This window comes from Proteus sp. FZP2095, from assembly GCF_023701425.1.
GTDB classification, from domain to species: Bacteria; Pseudomonadota; Gammaproteobacteria; order Enterobacterales; family Enterobacteriaceae; genus Proteus; species Proteus cibarius.
Genome location: NZ_JAMQBJ010000006.1, coordinates 173,637 through 193,062, shown reverse-complemented (window position 1 = coordinate 193,062; position 19,426 = coordinate 173,637). Strand labels below are relative to the sequence as shown.

Sequence of the window (19,426 nt, the reverse complement as noted above, 5' to 3'; positions counted from 1 at the left end):
TGCAGATCCCATATTTATTGCTGATAGTTAATGTCTATAGATAATATAGTAACTGATAAATTTTTCTATCAGTCGAATGTTATTCTGTCTCTCTTTTTCAAAATTTTTTGAATAAACAACTCAAACAAAACTAATTACTTCATACTCTAAAGAATTCAAGATGAATATAGATATTATCGGCAATTTAAAATAAAAGAACAGAGTGATATTCACTCTGTTCTTTTTGAATAACAATAAGTTGTCTCAGATAAACTCTTTTCTTACTTATTCATATCTAAAACTTCTTTGGCTTTTGCTATCGCATAAGCAACCTGTTTTTGAGAAACACCACCTTTTGCAAGACGTTTATCTAAGCAAGATTGAAGCGATAAAATATCGTACACATCAATCATGATTTTACTGTTAAACATCTGTAATTCAGAAAGAGGGAGTTCTTCAATCGCTTTACCTTGCTCAATGGCGCAAACAACCACTTCACCCACAATATGGTGAGCTTCACGGAATGGTACACCTTTAGCAACAAGATAATCCGCCAATTCAGTGGCGTTAGCATAGCCTTGTTTAGCGGCTTCTTCACAGCGGGGGCGACGGATTTGAATGCCATCAAGAACTAATGTTGCCATATGCAAGCAATCAGACCATGTATCGACGGCGTCAAATAGGCCTTCTTTATCTTCTTGCATATCTTTATTGTAAGCGAGAGGTAAACCTTTTAAGGTCATCATCATGCCAGTTAATGCGCCTTGTACTCGTCCACATTTCCCACGGATAAGCTCCAGTGCATCTGGGTTTTTCTTTTGTGGCATTAATGATGAGCCAGAAGTCACTTTGTCTGATAATTCAATAAAGCCCGCTTCACCACTATTAAAGAAAATAAGATCTTCTGCAAAACGAGATAAATGCACCATACCAATAGCCGCAGAGGATAATATCTCTAAGACATGATCACGATCGGATACGCTATCTAAGCTATTATTGGTTGCACTCGCAAAACCTAACCATCCCGCTAATTGTTCACGATCGATATCATAAGCTGTTCCGGCTAAAGCGCCACAACCTAATGGGCTGACATCTAAACGTTTTAATGCATCAGCTAAACGGCTTTCATCTCTGGCTAGCATTTCATTGTATGCTAAACACCAATGTGCAAAAGTGACTGGCTGAGCGCGCTGTAGATGGGTATAACCCGGCATCACGGCATTTTGATTCTGTTCTGCGGTGATAACTAAGGCTTTTTGTAGCTCAACAATCGCTTGGCGAAGATGAATGACTTCTTCTTTACACCATAGCTTTAAGTCTGTTGCGACCTGATCATTACGGCTGCGGCCTGTGTGTAATTTTTTACCTAAATCGCCCACTTTGGCAATAAGCTTACTTTCAACCCAGCTATGAATGTCTTCAGCATCACTTTGCAAGATAGACTGCGGATTTGCCGTGACTTCTTCTGATAATTCATTTAACGCTTGCTCAAGTTGAGCTTGTTCATCTTGCGACAATACGCCAACTGTGACTAACGCTTTAGACCAAGCTACTGAGCCAAAGATATCCTGTTGTGCCAGTCGAAAATCAAACCGCAGTGAATCATTGAATTGTTTAAACCGTTGATCAGCTTCCTGACTAAAACGTCCACCCCAGAGTGCCATAATCGCTTCCTGTATTTATTCTGTGTAATAAAAAAGAGTGAGAGTGATGCTTGTTAGCACCACTCTATTGCTTTGCGTTATTTCTTGCTCAGTGCACGAATACGTGATGGCAGGGAATATAAACGGATAAAGCCTTCAGCATGGCTGTGATCGTAAACTTCATCTTCACCAAAGGTTGCAAACTCTTCAGAGTACAGGCTGTTGTCTGATTTCTTCTGAATAGCATTCACATGCCCCTTATAGAGCTCTAAAACCACTTCGCCATTCACATCTTTTGCCAGTGATTCAGCAGCAGCTTGTAGTGAAGCACGAATTGGCGTAAACCAACGTCCATCATAAGCGACATAAGACATCTCTAAGCCTAATTGCTGACGCCATTTAAATGCATCTCTATCAAGAACAAGTTGCTCAACACCACGCAGAGCAGCCATCATGATAGTGCCCCCTGGGGTTTCGTAGCAGCCACGTGATTTCATTCCTACTAAACGATTTTCAACAATATCAATACGTCCGATACCGTGTTTAACACCTAATGTATTTAGTGTATCTAAACATTCAAAAGGTGATTGTGTTTTACCGTTTACTGCAACAACTTCACCTTCTTTAACTGTAACTGTAACTAATTCTGGCGTTTCTGGTGCTTTCTTAGGATCAACGGTCCATGCCCAGCAATCTTCATTTGACGCATTCCATGGGCTCTCTAATACGCCACCTTCTGTTGAAATATGCCATGCGTTTTCATCACGGCTATAAATTTTCTCAAGAGTTGCTGTTGTTGGGATATTACGAACTTTTAGATAATCCAACAGCGCTTCACGAGAACGTAAATCCCACTCTCTCCAAGGAGCAACCACTTTTAGTTGTGGAGCAAGTGCCGCATAAGTACTTTCAAAACGAACCTGATCGTTACCTTTACCCGTTGCACCATGAGCAACAGCATCTGCACCTAATTTTAATGCGAGTTCAACTTGTGCTTTAGCGATAACAGGACGTGCCATTGAAGTACCTAATAAATAGCTACCTTCATATAAAGCACCGGTTTTTAACACAGGATAAACATAGTCTTTGATAAACTCTTCGCGTAAATCAACGACATAACACTCTGAAGCACCTGAAGCTAATGCTTTTTGTTCTACACCCACTAAATCATCACGGCTTTGACCAACATCAGCAACAAAAGCGACAACCTCACAGTTATCATAATGTTCTTTTAGCCAAGGAATGATTGCAGATGTATCTAATCCACCAGAGTATGCCAATACAATTTTCTTAATACCTTTAGTCATAGTGATAACCTTCAATTCCCAATTTGTTTAAATTCTGCCAACTACCAAATAGCGATAAGATTTCTAGAGTGATTTTTAAGCTAAAATTCGGGTTCCTACTGCAACACCATTAAATAATGTCGTCAGTTTTTCAGCATGGCGCCAGCTTGCAATTTCAACAGGTCGTCCTAACGTTTTAGCTGCTTCCAATGCCGCATTTACTTTCACTATCATGCCGTCAGTGATAATGCCCTGATCGATTAACATTTGTGCTTTTTCAGCTGAGATCTCAGCAATCTTCTGACCTTTACCATCTAAAATGCCACTAACATCAGAAAGCAGAACTAAATCAGCACCTAATGTTTCAGCAATAGCAGTTGCCGCTTGATCAGCATTCACATTCATCAGCTCACCTTTTTCAGTCATCCCGATAGAACTGATAATAGGTAGATAGCCAGCACCCAATAATAAATTGAGTAAATCAGGAGAGCCGGGAGTTGCATTTCCTACATGGCCTAACTCTTCATTGATTTGAGTGACTTTAGCTAATTGTCCATCACCCAAAGAAAGCCCCACACCATTAAGCCCAAACTTGGTTGCCCACGATAACAAGGTTTTATTGGCACTTCCGGCAAGCGCCCCTGTAATAATGTCTATCTGATCTGCAGGTGTGACACGAAGACCTTGCTTTTTCACCACAGGCAATTGCAATTTACCCATTAACTCATCCACCAAACAGCCACCACCATGTACGATGACTAAAGGACGAGAATGTGTTGAGCGATATTGTTGTAATGCAGTGAAAAACCGCGTTAACGCTTCTTCATTATCAAGGAGTACACCACCCAGTTTGATAATTAATGGTTCCATGAAACTTCCCTACTCATTATTTAAATAAGTGATTCGGTTTCAGCGAAACCAAACCGAATGTTCATACATTGCACTGCTTGTGCAGCAGCTCCTTTCAGCAAGTTATCTTCAACACCTACCACAATCAGATGTTCACCTTGCTGAGCAAATCCGATATCACAAAATGCAGTTCCTACAACGGCTTTTAATGCAGGCAATCCTTTTTCATAAACACGTACTAATGGTTTATCTTGATAAGCATCTTCAAAGACTTGTCTTACATCCTCTTGTGTCACGCCTGCTTTTAACTTACAGGTGATAGTGGCTAAGATCCCTCTCGCAAAATTGCCTAAATGAGGTGTAAAAATCACATCAATACCCAGATGTGTTGCAATTTCAGGTTGATGACGATGAGTAAACACGCCGTAAGGTTGCAAACTCACTTCACAAAAACTGCTGGTTAAGGACGCTTTTCTACCTGCACCACTCACACCACTAGTCGCATTAATAACAGGCCACTGTGCTATATCTAAAAGTCCCGCTTCCACTAAAGGTTTTAGTGACAGCTGAGAGACGGTTGGATAACAACCCGGCACAGCAATTAATTGCGCCTGACTAATAATGTCGGCATTCCATTCAGCTAATCCATAAACGGCCTGTGATAACCAATCAGTATTCTTATGCTCGAATCCATAGTATTGTTGATAAAAATGCTTGTTTTGTACTCGATAGGCGCCGGACAAATCAAATACCACACAACCTTGCTCTAAAAAGACTGGGGCAATGTCATGGCTGACTTCATGAGCAGTTGCGAGAAAAACGATATCAATGTTTTCAGCAGCTTTAGCAACATCAACCATCGGCTCAAGTGGTAGATCCACTAAACCACGATATTGTGGATGAAGTTCAGAAAAGCACTTTCCTGCATCTGCACTTTGAGCTGATACCATCAGTCTGCTCAAATTCACATGAGGATGCTGCTGAAGATAGGCGGCTAATTCAGCGCCAGTGTAACCACTTGCTCCTACAATCAGAGTATTTAACATGTCATTCTTACCTTGTACTATGAACACAAACCGATTAATGTATTTTTATTCAAAAAAAGTGCATGAATATTGATACTATTATGAAGAAAGGCTGTCAACAGTGAATATTAAATTACCTACATTTATTGAGATTTATCGTCAATTAATTGCAACACCCTCTATCAGTGCTACAGACGCTAAAAACGATCAAAGTAATGAAGCACTGATTAACTTACTTGCTAATTGGTTGGAAACATTAGGTTTTTCAATTGAGATTCAACCTGTACCTGAAACACGAGGCAAATTTAACCTTCTAGCAACATTAGGAACGGGAAAAGGTGGATTATTGCTCTGTGGCCACACAGACACAGTACCGTTTGATGACGGTCGTTGGACGCAAGATCCTTTTACACTGACAGAAAAAGAAAATAAGTTATATGGCTTAGGCACTGCTGATATGAAGGGATTTTTTGCCTTTATTCTCGATGCATTGCGAGATGTAGACACTAAGACGTTAACTCACCCTCTTTATATTCTCGCCACCGCTGATGAAGAAACCTCTATGGCAGGGGCACGTTATTTTGCTGCTAATACGGCAATCCGTCCTGATTTTGCCATTATTGGCGAACCCACATCGCTAAAACCTATCCGTGCACATAAAGGGCATTTATCAAATGCGATACGTATTACTGGACAATCAGGACACTCTAGTGATCCAGAAAAAGGCGTAAATGCGATAGAGTTGATGCATGAATCTATTACTCACCTTAGTACACTGCGCGATACGTTAAAAACTCGCTATAACAACCCTGCATTTGTTATCCCTTATCCTACGATGAACTTTGGCTATATTAATGGTGGTGATGCAGCAAATAGAATTTGTGCTTGCTGTGAATTGCATATGGATATTCGCCCATTGCCGGGATTAACGCTGCAAGATTTGGATGATTTACTTCACGAAACATTAGCCCCAGTCAAAGCACGTTGGCCGGGTCGTTTAAGTGTTGAGGCATTACACGATCCTATTCCGGGTTATGAATGCCCAACCGATCACAAAATGGTCGCGGTGATCGAAAAACTATTAGGTGAGAAAGCGCAAACAGTGAATTACTGTACTGAAGCGCCGTTTATTCAAGATCTCTGCCCTACCTTAGTTTTAGGCCCAGGTTCTATTGAACAAGCACATCAGCCTGATGAATTTATTGATATGGCATTTATTGAGCCAACGCGTGAATTAATGGGGCAATTAATTGAAAACTTCTGTTTAACAGAGAAAACTCAATAATGAAAAAACCCTATCAGCTTATGTTGATAGGGTCTGGCCTATTGATTTACGATTTGTACTTATACTCTAAATAATTCAAGTTGCAGGTAGGCGATTAGCGTAACCAATTAGTTTTGGCTAGTTGAACAATTTCATCACCTCTACCATTAATAATCGCTTTCATCATATACAGGCTAAAACCTTTTGCTTGTTCAAACTTCACTTCAGGAGGCATTGAAAGCTCTTGTTTTGCAGTGACTACATCTACAATCACAGGACCATCATGTTCAAAGGCTTCTTTAAGTGCATTATCTAAGTCTTCACCTTTTTCTACTCGAATACCTTTAATACCGGACGCATTGGCAATAGCAGCAAAATCTGGATTATGTAAATCCGTGCCATCCGTTAAATAACCACCGGCTTTCATCTCCATCGCGACAAAACCTAATACACTGTTATTAAAAATAATCACTTTGACTGGTAAATTCATTTGAGCTAATGAGATAAAATCACCCATTAACATGGTAAATCCGCCATCACCACACATTGCTACAACTTGGCGTTTTCTATCTAACGCCTGCACACCAATAGCTTGAGCCATCGCATTTGCCATAGAACCATGATTAAACGATCCCAGTAAACGACGTTTTCCATTCATTCCAACATAACGAGCTGCCCACACTGTTGGTGTTCCAACATCACAGGTAAAAATGGCATCATCATTTGCTAGTTCACTTAATCGACGTGCTAAATATTGTGGGTGAATAAGTTCACGCTCACTGGGTTGTGCAAGTGCATCTAGATCTTGCCGTGCTTTGGCATAATGTTTTAATGAAGCGTCAAGGTGAGTGGTATCTGTTTTCTCTTTTAAACGAGGCTGTATCGCATTTAGTGTTGCTTTAATATCGCCAATCATCGCCATATCGACATGACAATGTGAACCAAGACTGCTTGGATTAATATCAATTTGAATAATATTGGCTTTTGATGGATAAAATGCCCGATAAGGGAACTGCGTACCTAATAACACCAAAGTGTCGGCATTTTCCATCGCATGATAACCCGATGAAAAACCAATTAGCCCAGTCATTCCTACACTATAGGGATTTTTCCACTCAATGTACTCTTTCCCCCGCAATGCGTGTACAACAGGGGCTTTTAAGGTTTGAGCCAGCTTAATCACTTCATCGTGAGCTTGAGCACATCCTGCACCGCACATTAAGGTGATATTTTTTGCATTATTCAGTGCATCGGATAGTTTTTCAATTTCGAAACGATTAGGCATGATGAGTGGAAATTGTAACGGATACCAATTTTCATGCGCATCTTCTGGGGCTGGTTTTAGTGCAACATCCCCCGGCAATACAACAACTGCAACCCCTTTTTTCAAAATAGCGGTTCGCATCGCAATGGCTAGCACTTGAGGGATCTGCTCTGGATTTGAGACTAACTCACAGTAATGACTACATTCGCGAAAAAGTTCTTGAGGATGTGTTTCTTGAAAGTAATTGCTACCAATTTCAGCAGAAGGAATATGCGCAGCAATGGCTAACACAGGAACATGATTACGATGGCAATCAAAAAGCCCATTGATAAGATGTAAATTTCCCGGTCCACAAGAGCCAGCGCAAACCGCTAATTGGCCATTAACTGCTGCTTCTGCCCCTGCGGCAAATGCCGCGACTTCTTCATGGCGGGTTCCCATCCACTCAATTGTTCCCATCTTTCGCAAGCTATCACTTAATCCATTGAGAGAATCGCCTGTTACGCCCCAAATACGTTTTACACCTGCATTATGGAGTACTTTAGCAATATAAGTTGCAACGGTTTGCTTACTCATGGTGATATTTTTCCTCAGTTTTGGGTAAATTGCACCTCTGCAAGCTACACTTATCTCCTTCCCATATTCTGTTTCTTTTCCTCACCAGCTTGCAGAGAAAATCATCTCACTAACTCAAATATAAAGAATAACACCAATCACTATAATGTCACTGTCGTGATAAAGTAAGCACTGATAAAAATGTAAAAATAAAATATCACTTCCAAATACATTCATTAAACTTATAATAACCGCACCAAATAAGAATATATCTCATTAATAACGTATTATTATTTACTAAGTGGTAGACAAAGTTTATTTATAGGATTATTTTAATAATTAAAATAATTTTTAATTATTATTTTTCTCTTCACATCTTTATTAACAATTAAGCTGACTCATTTCAGCCTTACCCACTGTCTTTATTAAAAAATTTAACTTTCTTCTATTTGTTAATAAATTTATCACCATTGTATTATTTCATGCCACATGAAAAAGAGGTATGAAATAAACATGACATTGGTCACGCTACCTTTTGCTTTTTGTCCTCTAGAATAAAGCCTGATTATTTTTCAACGGAGATTAACGGATGGACAAAAGTAGAAGTCCGATAAAGGTTTTCTTTATTAGTATTCTGGCAGTCCTTTTCTTAATTTTTATTTCACAATATGTCATTGGTAAAAAAGAAATTAAGATTGGCATTGCGGTAATACCTATTTTACCAATGCTATTTGCTGTAATTATTGGTATGTGTATATCTGCTGGATTTACCCGTAAAAAAATTAAAGTATGGGGTAAATTATTCACAGAAAAAGAAGAAGGCTTCTGCGGTAAAATGGTAGGTTTCAGCCTGCTTATTTTAGGTACACAATATGCAGGAATGATTGTTCCTAATATTAAAATGATTTTAAGTGTCGGTATTCCTTTATTTGTTCAGGAACTCGGAAACTTATTACCAGTATTAATTGCAGTTCCATTAGCCATTAAATTTGGATTTGGTCGTCGTGCAATTGGTGCTTGTTCATCTATTAGCCGTGAACCTTCTATTGCTGTTATTCAAGGTAAGTTTGGTACAGGCTCTCAGGAATATATTGGTGTATTAGCCATTTATTTATGTGGTTCTGTTATCGGTACTTTATGGTTTAGCGTATTAGGCAGTATTGCTCCATTAACAGGATTGCATCCACTTGCGCTTGCAGCAGGCTCTGGAGTGGGTTCAGGTTCAATGTTAAGTGCTGCATCAGGCGCATTAATTAATGGTCTTGATGAAGCATTAGCACAGCAAGTATTGAGTGTTGCTGCTGCATCTAACTTATTATCTTCAGCACTAGGCGCACTGTCATTAACCTATTTAGGTTTACCTCTTTCAGAAAAAATTTATAAAATTTTCACCAGAGGCAAAACTGCATGAAAAATATAATTATTGATATGAAATTTGTATTCGTTGCTATTTTACTGGCAATGTTTACTCAGACGTTAACATCAGGGATCGCTCTTTATGCAATGTGGGATAGCTTTATTGCTATGTCATTAGTGGTATTTATTTCACTCGTTGCAAAACATTATTTACCTTCATCTTTACCAACATTTGCTTACGCAACAATTATCGGGATACTTATTTGTTTACCCGAAACTCCGGTAAGAGATTTCTTTATTAGTTCTATTGGTAAAGTTTCTTTCTTATCTTGTTGTGTCCCTTTATTAGCATTTGCTGGTTTATCTGTTGGTGGTCAATTAGAAGAACTTAAGAAAATGTCATGGAAAGTTATTCTTATTTTCATGATTGTTTCAACTTGTTGTTTCTTTGGAGCATCAATCGTCGCGCAAATTGGATTTACTATGCAGGGAGTTATCTAATGAATAATATTTACAATGTCAGTGAAAAACTCTTTCAATTAAATGACTTTAGTAAAAAAACACGACAAGACTTACACAAAATACCTGAGCTATCAGGTGAAGAATATAAAACATCTAAATACTGTCGTGAATTAATGGAAAGTTTTGGTTATCAAATTAAAACTTTTGATGGATATACTGGCTTCACAGCAGACTTAATTGTTAATTCTGAATTTCCATTAATTGCTATCCGTGCTGATATGGACGGATTAGAAATGCCAGACTTAACGAATAATGAACATAGTTCAGTTCACCAAGGTTGTGCACACAACTGTGGTCACGATACTCATATGACTATGGCATTAACCAGTGCTAAATATCTTGCCGAAAATAGAGAAGAGATGAGCTCGAACGTTCGCTTTATTTTCCAAATGGCTGAAGAAGATATGCGTGTACCTGGCGCTGAAAAAATGGTTGAACTCGGCTGCATGGAGGGCGTTGATGAAACTTACGCACTTCATAATGATGCAGCGATTGAAACAGGTTGTGTTCGCTTTAATGATGGTGTGATGTCATCTTATGGCTCAGCATGGACATTAGATGTTTATGGTGTTTCTGCTCATGGTTCAACACCACACAAAGGTTTAGATGCTATTCGTGAAGCAACACGCTTAATTGATTACATGGATTACGTTGTTGCGAAGAAAACAGATCCATTTAGCCCTGCTGTCTTTGGTTGTGGCATGATCAATGGGGGAACAATCCCTAATGCATTAGCTGATCACGTACAAGCTCGCGGTACTATCCGTTCTATGGATGAAAATACCGACCAAGTGCTGAAAGCAAGTTTTGATGAAATCGTTGCACGCAGTACAGCTGGCGGATTTAAAACAACATTAAGCTATAGCGGATACCCTGCTGTTGTGAATCACCCAACTGCACATCAGCGTTTATTAGATGCGATGCGTAAATTCTTACCAGAAGAAAATATTGAATCGAACGGTAAGCCAATGACAGGTAGTGAAGACTTTAGCTATATGGTTAACGCCACAAAAGGCAAAGTCGGTGCAATGTTCTTCTTAGGAAGTGGTAATCAAGCGAAGGGTATTAATAATTACCTTCACGCAAATCCTTATTTTGTCGATGATGATTGTTTATTAGTCGGTGCTCAGATTTTTGTTAATATTCTGACTCGCTAATCTCGATTATTCTGCCCTAAGCCCGTTATTGCCCCCGCAACAACGGGTTTTTTTATTTTGATATCTATTCTACAACTCTATTATTCACATTCACTGAGCGTAAATCAGGTAATCCTTGGTATACCTCTTTACTGTGCCATTGGGTTTCCCATTGCTCAGGCATCTGAATAATATTTCTATCAATATGTGGCGCATAGAGAGAAATAAACTCATGCATATAATCTTTCATATGGGTGTGTTTACTAACACAGATATGGGTATAACTCGGTTGCACTAAATGATCGATATTAATACATTTTAATGCACCACCATCTTCTGTCTCATCATAAGAGGCTGCCGCAATAACACCGATGCCTAAATGGCGCTTAACATAGTATTTAATAATCTCCGTATCCGTCGCTGTTAACGCCACATTAGGCTTAAGATTATTTTTATAAAATACCTTGTCTAATTTAGATCCCCTTGTAAAACCAAAAACATAAGTAATCAGCGGATACTCTGCCATTTGCTCGATGGTAACCTGCTCATCGTCTTTCAATAAAGCAAGAGGATGGTCATAAGGGACTAATAAACTGCGAGTCCAACGATAACAAGGCAGTGTAATGAGATCTTCATAAAGGTGCATAGATTCTGTTGCGATAGCAAAATCCACATCGCCATTTTTAACCATCTCTGCTAGTTGAGCAGGTGCCCCCTGATGAAAATGTAGAGAAATATTAGGGTAATAGCGACGAAAGTGATCAATCACATTCGGTAATGAATAACGTATTTGAGTATGTGTTGTTGCAATATGTAAATCGACTTTTTTATTACGATCTTCTTCAGCCACAATGCTTTTGATTCGGTCAACCTGCCCAAGAATATCGCAAGCAATTTTATGAACCTCTTTACCCATTGGGCTTAAGGCTAATAAGTTATTATTTTTACGCACAAACAGTGACACATTTAATTCATCTTCTAATATTTTTAGTTGCTTACTGATTGTCGGTTGTGAGGTATAGAGTTTTTCAGCCGCATTAGTAATGTTGAAATTATTTTTTACGACTTCAACAAAGCTTTTCAGTTGATTAATGTTCATAGAGGTACCTGGGTTAATCTGCACAAATGCGCGGTTAATTATTAATTTTATTAATTTTTATTCTAACTATGAGTAATGGATAAACTATCTTTAATATCTCTGTCGTGATATCTCATCATACTATCTTGATTTAGCTTTATAATAAGAATAGCGAGATCTATTCTATTATCCACACTTTCACTTTAACTATTCGAAAGAATAATAAAGCAAAATAAGGTGTTATTATTTTCTACTTACCGATCAACCTTTGTATTATGCATAATACTCATACAGTTGCGTTAGCCTGAATCAAAAAACAACAAACCAATCTAATACCTTGTTATTAAAATAAAATTTTAATTTTTCTCTTATTGTTTTATTGCAAACACTTTTAGTTTACTTAAGTCAAATTTACAATCACTAACACCATAAATTTTACAGAAATACAGAATTACGTTATGATATTGATCACGTTTTAATACTTAGAGGCTATGTTTTGTTATATCAAAACAACGAAGAAAACATCCTAATATCTTATTCAATCTCATCTATACTTAATAAATATTCTCTTATCTATTAGCTTAATATCACTATTTAATTTTGGTAGAAGTAAGCTGTTTTTTAGTGAATTTTTATCACTCACTCTTCTCGCTAACAAATAGTCACTTCATTTCTTTTAATTAATTGAATAACAAGAAATTACGAATACCTTAATAAAGGTCACTTAATATGAAAATGAAGAAAAAAAGAAACAAACCTCTACAAATCAATGATATAACTATTATTGATGATAGTAAGCTCAAAAAAGCCATTACTGCTGCCGCATTAGGTAATGCCATGGAATGGTTCGACTTTGGTGTTTACGGCTTCCTAGCTTACGTTTTAGGTCAAGTATTCTTCCCGGGAGCATCACCTGGCGTACAAATGATTGCTGCGCTCGCTACATTCTCCGTTCCATTCCTTGTAAGGCCATTAGGTGGTGTTGTATTTGGAATGTTAGGAGATAAATTTGGTCGCCAAAAGGTTTTATCTGTCACCATTATAATAATGGCACTCAGTACGTTTGCCATTGGTTTGATCCCCGCTTACGAAACCATCGGTATTTGGGCACCAGTCTTATTATTACTCGCTAAATTAGCACAAGGATTCTCCATTGGTGGTGAATATTCAGGAGCAGCAATTTTCGTTGCTGAATACTCACCAGACCGTAAACGTGGATTTATGGGAAGCTGGTTAGACTTTGGTTCTATTGCTGGTTTTGTTATGGGTGCGGGTGTCGTTGTACTTATTTCAACCATTATGGGAGAAACCGCATTTCATGAATGGGGATGGCGTATCCCGTTCTTCTTAGCATTACCATTAGGTCTTATCGGCTTATATTTACGTCATGCTTTAGAAGAAACTCCAGCATTCCAACAACACGTTGATGAAATGAATAGCGACGACCGTAAATCTATCCAAGATCCACCTCGTGTTTCATTACGTGAAATCGCATCGAAATATTGGAAAAGCTTAACCGTCTGTGTAGGTTTGGTGATTGCCACTAACGTGACCTACTATATGTTATTAACTTATATGCCGAGTTATTTATCTCATAACCTAAATTATTCGGCAGATCACGGTGTGCTGATCATCATCGCGATTATGATAGGTATGTTGTTTGTACAGCCGGTCATTGGGTTACTGAGTGATAAAGTTGGTCGTAAGCCATTTGTTATCGGCGGTAGCATAGGGTTATTTATCCTTGCCTACCCTGCATTTATGATGATTAACAGTGATGAAATCGGCTTAATTTTCTTAGGTCTATTAATTCTTGCCGTCCTACTCAACTGTTTTACTGGGGTTATGGCATCAATTTTGCCGGCTATTTTCCCAACCCATATTCGTTATAGTGCATTAGCGATTGCTTTTAATATTTCGGTACTAATTGCAGGGGCAACACCAACAGCGGCAGCTTGGTTAGTTGAAGCAACCGGTGATTTATATATGCCTGCTTATTACCTGATGATTGTCGCTGTTGTCGGCTTGATAACAGGTATCAAGATGATCGAAACCGCAAATAAACCTTTACGAGGTGCAACACCTGCGGCATCGGATAGATCAGAAGCTAAAGAAATTCTGTCTGAACATTATGATAATATCGAACAACGTGTTGAAGATATTGAAGCAGAAATAGAAGCATTACAGAAAAAACGCCAAGCCCTAATCGATCAACATCCTAAGTTAGATTAAGAGAGGTTACATGCACCCGTCTTCTGTTCATTTAGTCTGGTTTCGTAATGATTTAAGAGTGACGGATAACAAGGCACTCTTTAACGCCTGCCAAGATAAACAAGCACAGGTGCATGCTCTTTTCACCGTAACGCCTGAACAATGGAAAGTTCACAATATGGCTTTGTCATGTCAGGCGTTTATTCATGATGCTTTACTTGATCTTTCAATATCGCTGGCAAAACTTAATATTCCACTGACAGTAGTGATTAGCGATACTTATTCAAATGCAGCCGATAAAGTTGCTGAATATTGCCAACAACATCGAGTTACCGCGCTTTTTTTCAATCACCAATATGCCCTTAATGAACAACGCCGTGATAAAAAAGTTACTGAGTTACTAGAAAATAAAACAACCATTTATGCTTATCATGACAATGTGTTTATTCCACCGGGTAATGTAGTCACACAACAAGGGGAGATGTATAAGGTTTTTACTCCCTTTAGAAATGCATTTTTACGACTCTTTTTTTCACAAGATAACGCTTCGTTACCTATCCCAGAAATAAGAGCACATCAAGAAACAGTATCTCCTTTAAAAGCGCCGCTTTTTTCACTTGAAAATACAAACGCATCTTCTTTTGTCGCCACGGAAGAAGATGCACTTAAACGCTTAAAACAGTTCTGCTATGAAAGTGTTCCACATTATGCAAAATGGCGAGATATTCCGGCAGTTGATGGCACAAGCCGATTATCTCCCTACCTTTCTGTCGGTCTGTTATCTATTCGCCAATGTTTTAATCGCCTTTACCAAACTGAACCTGATTTCTTAGAAAACAGTACATCAGGTGCCTTTGTGTGGTTTAACGAGCTTATTTGGCGAGAATTTTACCAACACTTAATTGTCGCTAATCCTCATTTATGCAAACACATTGCTTTTCAGCTTTGGACAGAAAAAATTAATTGGCGTAATGAACAAGATGAATTTAACGCTTGGACTCAAGGCTTAACAGGCTTTCCGATTATTGATGCAGCAATGCGACAGCTTAACCAGACAGGTTGGATGCATAACCGCCTACGTATGCTCACGGCGAGCTTTCTTATCAAAGACTTGTTAATTGATTGGCGTTGGGGTGAGCGTTATTTTATGTCGCAACTTATTGATGGCGATTTCGCATCAAATAATGGGGGTTGGCAGTGGGCCGCATCAACAGGAACAGATGCCGTACCTTATTTTCGAATTTTTAATCCGACGACCCAAGGACGAAAATTCGATCCTGATGGTGAATTTATCCGCCATTGGCTTCCAGAACTCGCCAATGTGCCTAATCGATATATTCATACCCCTCACGAATGGTCAGCAAAAACTAATAATTCACTCGATTATCCATTACCCATAGTTGATCACGCAAAAGCACGAATAAGAGCGATTGAGTCTTATGAAGAAGCAAAAAAAGGGTAAGATAGTAAAACTTTATTTATCGATAACTGGCTCAATATTGTGAAAACACCCCAAATTTCTGTCATCGTTCCTATGTTTAATGAAGCGTCTCGTATTACGAGATTATTGGATAGTGTGATCACTCAAACTTTCACCGATATTGAAGTCATTATTATTAATGATGGTTCGACAGATAATAGTGCTGAAATCGCAACATCTTATTGCCAAAAAGATGCACGAGTGAAGCTTTATCATCAAACTAATCAAGGATTATCCAGCGCAAGAAATACGGGTTTAAAATATGCTCAAGGTGAATGGATAGTTTTTTTTGATAGTGATGATTTTATTAAGCCTGAATTACTCGCACATTGGTATCAATTAGCTGTTACCCAACACGTTGATGTTTTAATTGGCAATGGTGAACGATTCAATCCAAGTGATCTTAAAAAGCACCAAAGACCAATCCACCAACGACAGCCTTATCAACAAGTTATAAAAGGTAGTGAGTGGATCATCCATGCCGTTACTCAACATCAATGGCCACATTTCGTTTGGTTACAATTAACTCGGCATGACTTAATAAAAAAACATCAACTTCAATTTATTGAAGGTCTTTATCATGAAGATATTTTGTGGACAATGCAATTAGCGCTTGTTGCAGAGCGAATAGGTTTTGATAACCAACCTCTCTATTATTACTGTGCTAATCCTAACTCTATTACACGTAAACCCGACCAACAAAAAGAAGCCCAACGAACACAAAGTTATTTGCAGATAATCTTACAGCTATTAAAAGAAGCAGATAAACAATCTGATCAGTTATTAGCAAAAGCACTCCGCCAACAGGCAGTTCGTGAATTAGGCAGTTTTTTTATTCTTTTTCGTAAATGTTGTGATGCAAAAAATCAAAAAATAATCGCAAAACAATTTTCTACCTACTCTTTATTTTTCCCTCTCAATAAAGGCGTAAATAATTGGCATCAACGCTGGTTTATTTTTCGTGTTAACTGCATTTTATTTATCGCATCTTTGAAATAAATAAGCATAAAAAAACAGCGCTGTTATTAAGCGCTGTTTTTATTTCTAAATATTGGTGACTCTAGCCGGTATTACGCATACCTGCGGCAATACCCGCAATTGTTACCATTAGCGCTTGTTCAATACGTGGGTCAGACTCGCTATGTGTACGAGATCGCTGTAATAACTCAGCCTGAAGTACGTTTAATGGATCGGTATACACATTACGTAGTGCAATAGATTCAGCAACCCATGGTAAATCTGCCATTAAGTGCTCATCTTTTGAAATGGCTAAGACACTCTTAATATCATCGGAAAGCTGTTGACGTAATTTAGATCCTAATGGCCATAAACGCTCTTCAACTAAACGTTGATCGTAATATTCCGCCAACCATAAATCCGCTTTAGCGTACACCATTTCCAACATCGCAATACGTGTATTAAAGAACGGCCAGTTCTCACACATATCGTCTAATACCGCTTGTTTTCCACTATCAATTTCATGTTGTAATGCAGCGCCAGCACCCAACCAAGCAGGTAGCATTAAGCGGTTTTGAGTCCATGCGAAGATCCACGGAATAGCGCGCAAGGTTTCAACACCCCCGGTTGGGCGACGTTTTGCAGGACGTGAGCCTAATGGTAGTTTACCCAACTCGCCTTCTGGCGTTGCCGCTCTAAAGTAAGGAACAAAGTCTTCTTGTCCTCGTACATAGTCACGATACATTGCACAAGAAACGTCAGACAAGGAATCCATTACCTCAATCCAAGGCGCTTTTGGCTCCGGTGGTGGTAATAAATTCGCCTCTAAGATTGCGCCTGCATAGTGAGCAAGACTGCTGATGGTGACTTGCGGTAATCCGAACTTAAAGCGGATCATTTCGCCTTGTTCTGTCACACGCAGGCCACCTTTTAAACTTCCTGGTGGTTGAGAAAGTAATGCTGCATGTGCTGGCGCGCCACCACGACCAATCGTACCGCCACGTCCGTGGAATAGTGTTAATGTCACACCCGATTTTTCACAGAGCTTAATTAATGCATCTTGAGCGCGATATTGTGCCCATGATGCAGCCATCACACCCGCATCTTTTGCTGAGTCTGAGTAGCCAATCATCACCATTTGTTTGTCATCAATTAAATCGCGATACCAAGAAATATCAAACAAACGAGTCATTACGCTTTCAGCGTTATTCAAGTCCTCAAGTGTTTCAAATAAAGGAGCTACTGGTAATCGAATATTCGCACCAGCTTCTTTCAGTAATAGTTTTACAGCTAATACATCAGAAGGCACTTTTGCCATTGAAATCACATAAGAGGCGATAGAATCTTTAGGTGATTCAGCAATCACACGGCAAGTCTCAAATACTTCTTGAGTCGCTGCACTTGGTTGCCAATTAGTTGGGATCAGTGGGCGCTTAGAACTTAATTCTTCAAGTAAGAATGTTTGTTTCTGCTCTTCAGACCAACTCGCATAATCACCAAGCTCTAAATACTGTGTCAATTCAGAGAGTGCTTCTGTGTGATTGGTACTTTCTTGGCGAATATCGAGCTTAACTAGCTGTAAGCCAAAACAACGAATACGACGTAATGTATCTAACAGTTGCCCATTGGCGATAATACGCATACCACACTGAGTCAGTGATTGATAGCAAGCGTATAACGGCTCCCAAAGTTGGGCATTATCAATTAACAGCCCTTCAGGAGGTAGAGATTGCTGTCCTTTAATGCGTTGTTCTAAATAATCACGAGTGACTTGTAAGCGAGTACGTAATTGTTTAGCAATTTCACGATATGGCTCAGCAACTTCAGCACCACCTGCTAATTCGCGCAGCTCAGGTGTACTTTCTGTCATTGAAAGCTCAGAAACAAGAACTTGAATGTCATTTAAGAATAAATCAGCGGCTTTCCAACGGCTTAATAGTAAAGCATGGCGTGTGATCTCTGCCGTCACATTTGGGTTACCATCACGATCTCCCCCCATCCATGAGGTAAAACGAATAGGAGAAGCTTCTACAGGTAAGTTGTAATCAATGGATTCTTTAAGCTGCTCATTAAATTCACGTAAAAAAGCAGGAACACCTTCCCATAAGCTATTTTCAACAACCGCAAACCCCCATTTCGCTTCATCAATAGGTGTTGGGCGAATTTTTCTAATTTCATCAGTGTGCCATGATTGGGCAACTAACTGACGCAGACGGCGCATAATATTAGTACGCTCATAATCTGCTAGATCATCGTGGTCGAGTTGAGATAAACAAGTATTTACCTCAACCAGCTTATGAATAAGTGTACGACGTGCGATTTCGGTTGGGTGCGCCGTTAATACCAGCTCAATAGAGATTTGCTCTACCGCTTCTTTTAATTGCTCGTCGGTAAAATTCTTATCTTTTAGTCTGGTGATCAGTTTTGCCAATGCCACAGGATTACTCGCCGCTTCACCGTGAGGTGAAATGCTATGGTATTGTTCTGCCACATTCGTCAGGTTTAAGAATTGATTGAATGCTCTAGCAACAGGTAATAATTCATCATTAGAGAGATTCTGTAACGTCAGCAACAGTTTTTGTCGCTGAACTTCATTACCCGCTCGTGATGATTTAGATAATTTTCGAATAGATTCAACTTTATCTAAAATTTCTTCACCGAGTGCTTCTTTTATCGTATCTCCAAGTAGCTTGCCAAGCATACTGACATTGCTACGCATAGCAGAATATTGTTGATTCATAAGACTCCTGACCTTGTCTTTGTGGCGGTAACAACATGCTTCTTCCTATCAGAAAAGTCATGTCCTCCCAGTTGTGTAATT

Annotated in this window: 14 protein-coding genes; 7 read left to right on the top strand and 7 right to left on the bottom strand. The window is 39.0% G+C overall.

The features are described 5' to 3' along the window. Nucleotides 1-260: 260 nt before the first annotated feature. The 4 genes from argH to argC all read right to left on the bottom strand — a co-directional run bounded on the left by argH (nt 261) and on the right by argC (nt 4,803). Nucleotides 261-1,643 carry an argininosuccinate lyase gene (gene argH / locus NBG71_RS17965; RefSeq protein WP_156732975.1) on the bottom strand — a complete coding sequence of 461 codons (1,383 nt, stop codon included), beginning with the start codon at nt 1,641-1,643 and terminating at the stop codon, nt 261-263. Between the two features lie 77 nt (nt 1,644-1,720). Further along, complete coding sequence (locus tag NBG71_RS17960) at nt 1,721-2,929, bottom strand: argininosuccinate synthase (protein ID WP_075672974.1); 1,209 nt, start codon at nt 2,927-2,929, stop codon at nt 1,721-1,723. A gap of 75 nt (nt 2,930-3,004) precedes the next feature. Further along, nucleotides 3,005-3,778 (bottom strand): acetylglutamate kinase, encoded by a 774-nt coding sequence (argB, locus tag NBG71_RS17955; RefSeq protein WP_250917066.1) that lies wholly within the window; start codon nt 3,776-3,778, stop codon nt 3,005-3,007. A gap of 20 nt (nt 3,779-3,798) precedes the next feature. Beyond that, nucleotides 3,799-4,803 carry an N-acetyl-gamma-glutamyl-phosphate reductase gene (gene argC, locus NBG71_RS17950; RefSeq protein WP_156732974.1) on the bottom strand — a complete coding sequence of 335 codons (1,005 nt, stop codon included), beginning with the start codon at nt 4,801-4,803 and terminating at the stop codon, nt 3,799-3,801. A gap of 100 nt (nt 4,804-4,903) precedes the next feature. On the opposite strand from argC, the gene argE reads away from it, so the two are divergent. Further along, the gene (argE, locus tag NBG71_RS17945) at nt 4,904-6,067 is read left to right on the top strand and encodes an acetylornithine deacetylase (protein WP_075672977.1); all 1,164 of its coding nucleotides are present in this window, start codon (nt 4,904-4,906) and stop codon (nt 6,065-6,067) included. A 94-nt stretch (nt 6,068-6,161) separates the two neighbouring features. On the opposite strand, the gene poxB is transcribed toward argE, so the two are convergent. Beyond that, nucleotides 6,162-7,886 carry a ubiquinone-dependent pyruvate dehydrogenase gene (poxB, locus tag NBG71_RS17940; protein WP_075672978.1) on the bottom strand — a complete coding sequence of 575 codons (1,725 nt, stop codon included), beginning with the start codon at nt 7,884-7,886 and terminating at the stop codon, nt 6,162-6,164. Between the two features lie 568 nt (nt 7,887-8,454). Between poxB and NBG71_RS17935 the strand changes: the two genes are divergently transcribed. From NBG71_RS17935 to NBG71_RS17925, 3 genes are read left to right on the top strand one after another with little or no spacing between them, the layout of a single operon-like run. Continuing rightward, nucleotides 8,455-9,276 (top strand): DUF3100 domain-containing protein, encoded by an 822-nt coding sequence (locus NBG71_RS17935; protein WP_023583450.1) that lies wholly within the window; start codon nt 8,455-8,457, stop codon nt 9,274-9,276. Beyond that, nucleotides 9,273-9,722, top strand: coding sequence for a hypothetical protein (locus NBG71_RS17930; protein WP_075672979.1), 450 nt, complete (start codon nt 9,273-9,275; stop codon nt 9,720-9,722). The genes NBG71_RS17935 and NBG71_RS17930 overlap by 4 nt, the downstream gene beginning before the upstream one ends. Further along, the gene (locus tag NBG71_RS17925) at nt 9,722-10,900 is read left to right on the top strand and encodes a M20 metallopeptidase family protein (RefSeq protein ID WP_075672980.1); all 1,179 of its coding nucleotides are present in this window, start codon (nt 9,722-9,724) and stop codon (nt 10,898-10,900) included. Before NBG71_RS17930 ends, NBG71_RS17925 begins: the two co-directional genes overlap by 1 nt. Before the next feature lie 64 nt (nt 10,901-10,964). On the opposite strand, the gene NBG71_RS17920 is transcribed toward NBG71_RS17925, so the two are convergent. After that, nucleotides 10,965-11,978, bottom strand: a complete 1,014-nt coding sequence (locus tag NBG71_RS17920; protein ID WP_159242291.1) for a LysR substrate-binding domain-containing protein — start codon at nt 11,976-11,978, stop codon at nt 10,965-10,967. A 708-nt stretch (nt 11,979-12,686) separates the two neighbouring features. Here NBG71_RS17920 and proP point away from each other — a divergent pair. From proP to NBG71_RS17905, 3 genes are read left to right on the top strand one after another with little or no spacing between them, the layout of a single operon-like run. Further along, nucleotides 12,687-14,189: a glycine betaine/L-proline transporter ProP gene (proP, locus tag NBG71_RS17915; protein WP_075672982.1), complete on the top strand. Its 1,503-nt coding sequence runs from the start codon at nt 12,687-12,689 to the stop codon at nt 14,187-14,189. 10 nt (nt 14,190-14,199) lie between these two features. Then, nucleotides 14,200-15,630, top strand: coding sequence for a deoxyribodipyrimidine photo-lyase (gene phrB / locus NBG71_RS17910; protein ID WP_159363714.1), 1,431 nt, complete (start codon nt 14,200-14,202; stop codon nt 15,628-15,630). A 39-nt stretch (nt 15,631-15,669) separates the two neighbouring features. Continuing rightward, nucleotides 15,670-16,647, top strand: a complete 978-nt coding sequence (locus NBG71_RS17905) for a glycosyltransferase (RefSeq protein ID WP_099659462.1) — start codon at nt 15,670-15,672, stop codon at nt 16,645-16,647. Between the two features lie 61 nt (nt 16,648-16,708). Here the strand turns inward: NBG71_RS17905 and ppc are convergent, their stop codons facing one another. Further along, a complete protein-coding gene (ppc, locus tag NBG71_RS17900) occupies nt 16,709-19,345 on the bottom strand; it encodes a phosphoenolpyruvate carboxylase (RefSeq protein WP_075672985.1) in 2,637 nt (878 codons plus the stop codon). Nucleotides 19,346-19,426: the final 81 nt, after the last annotated feature.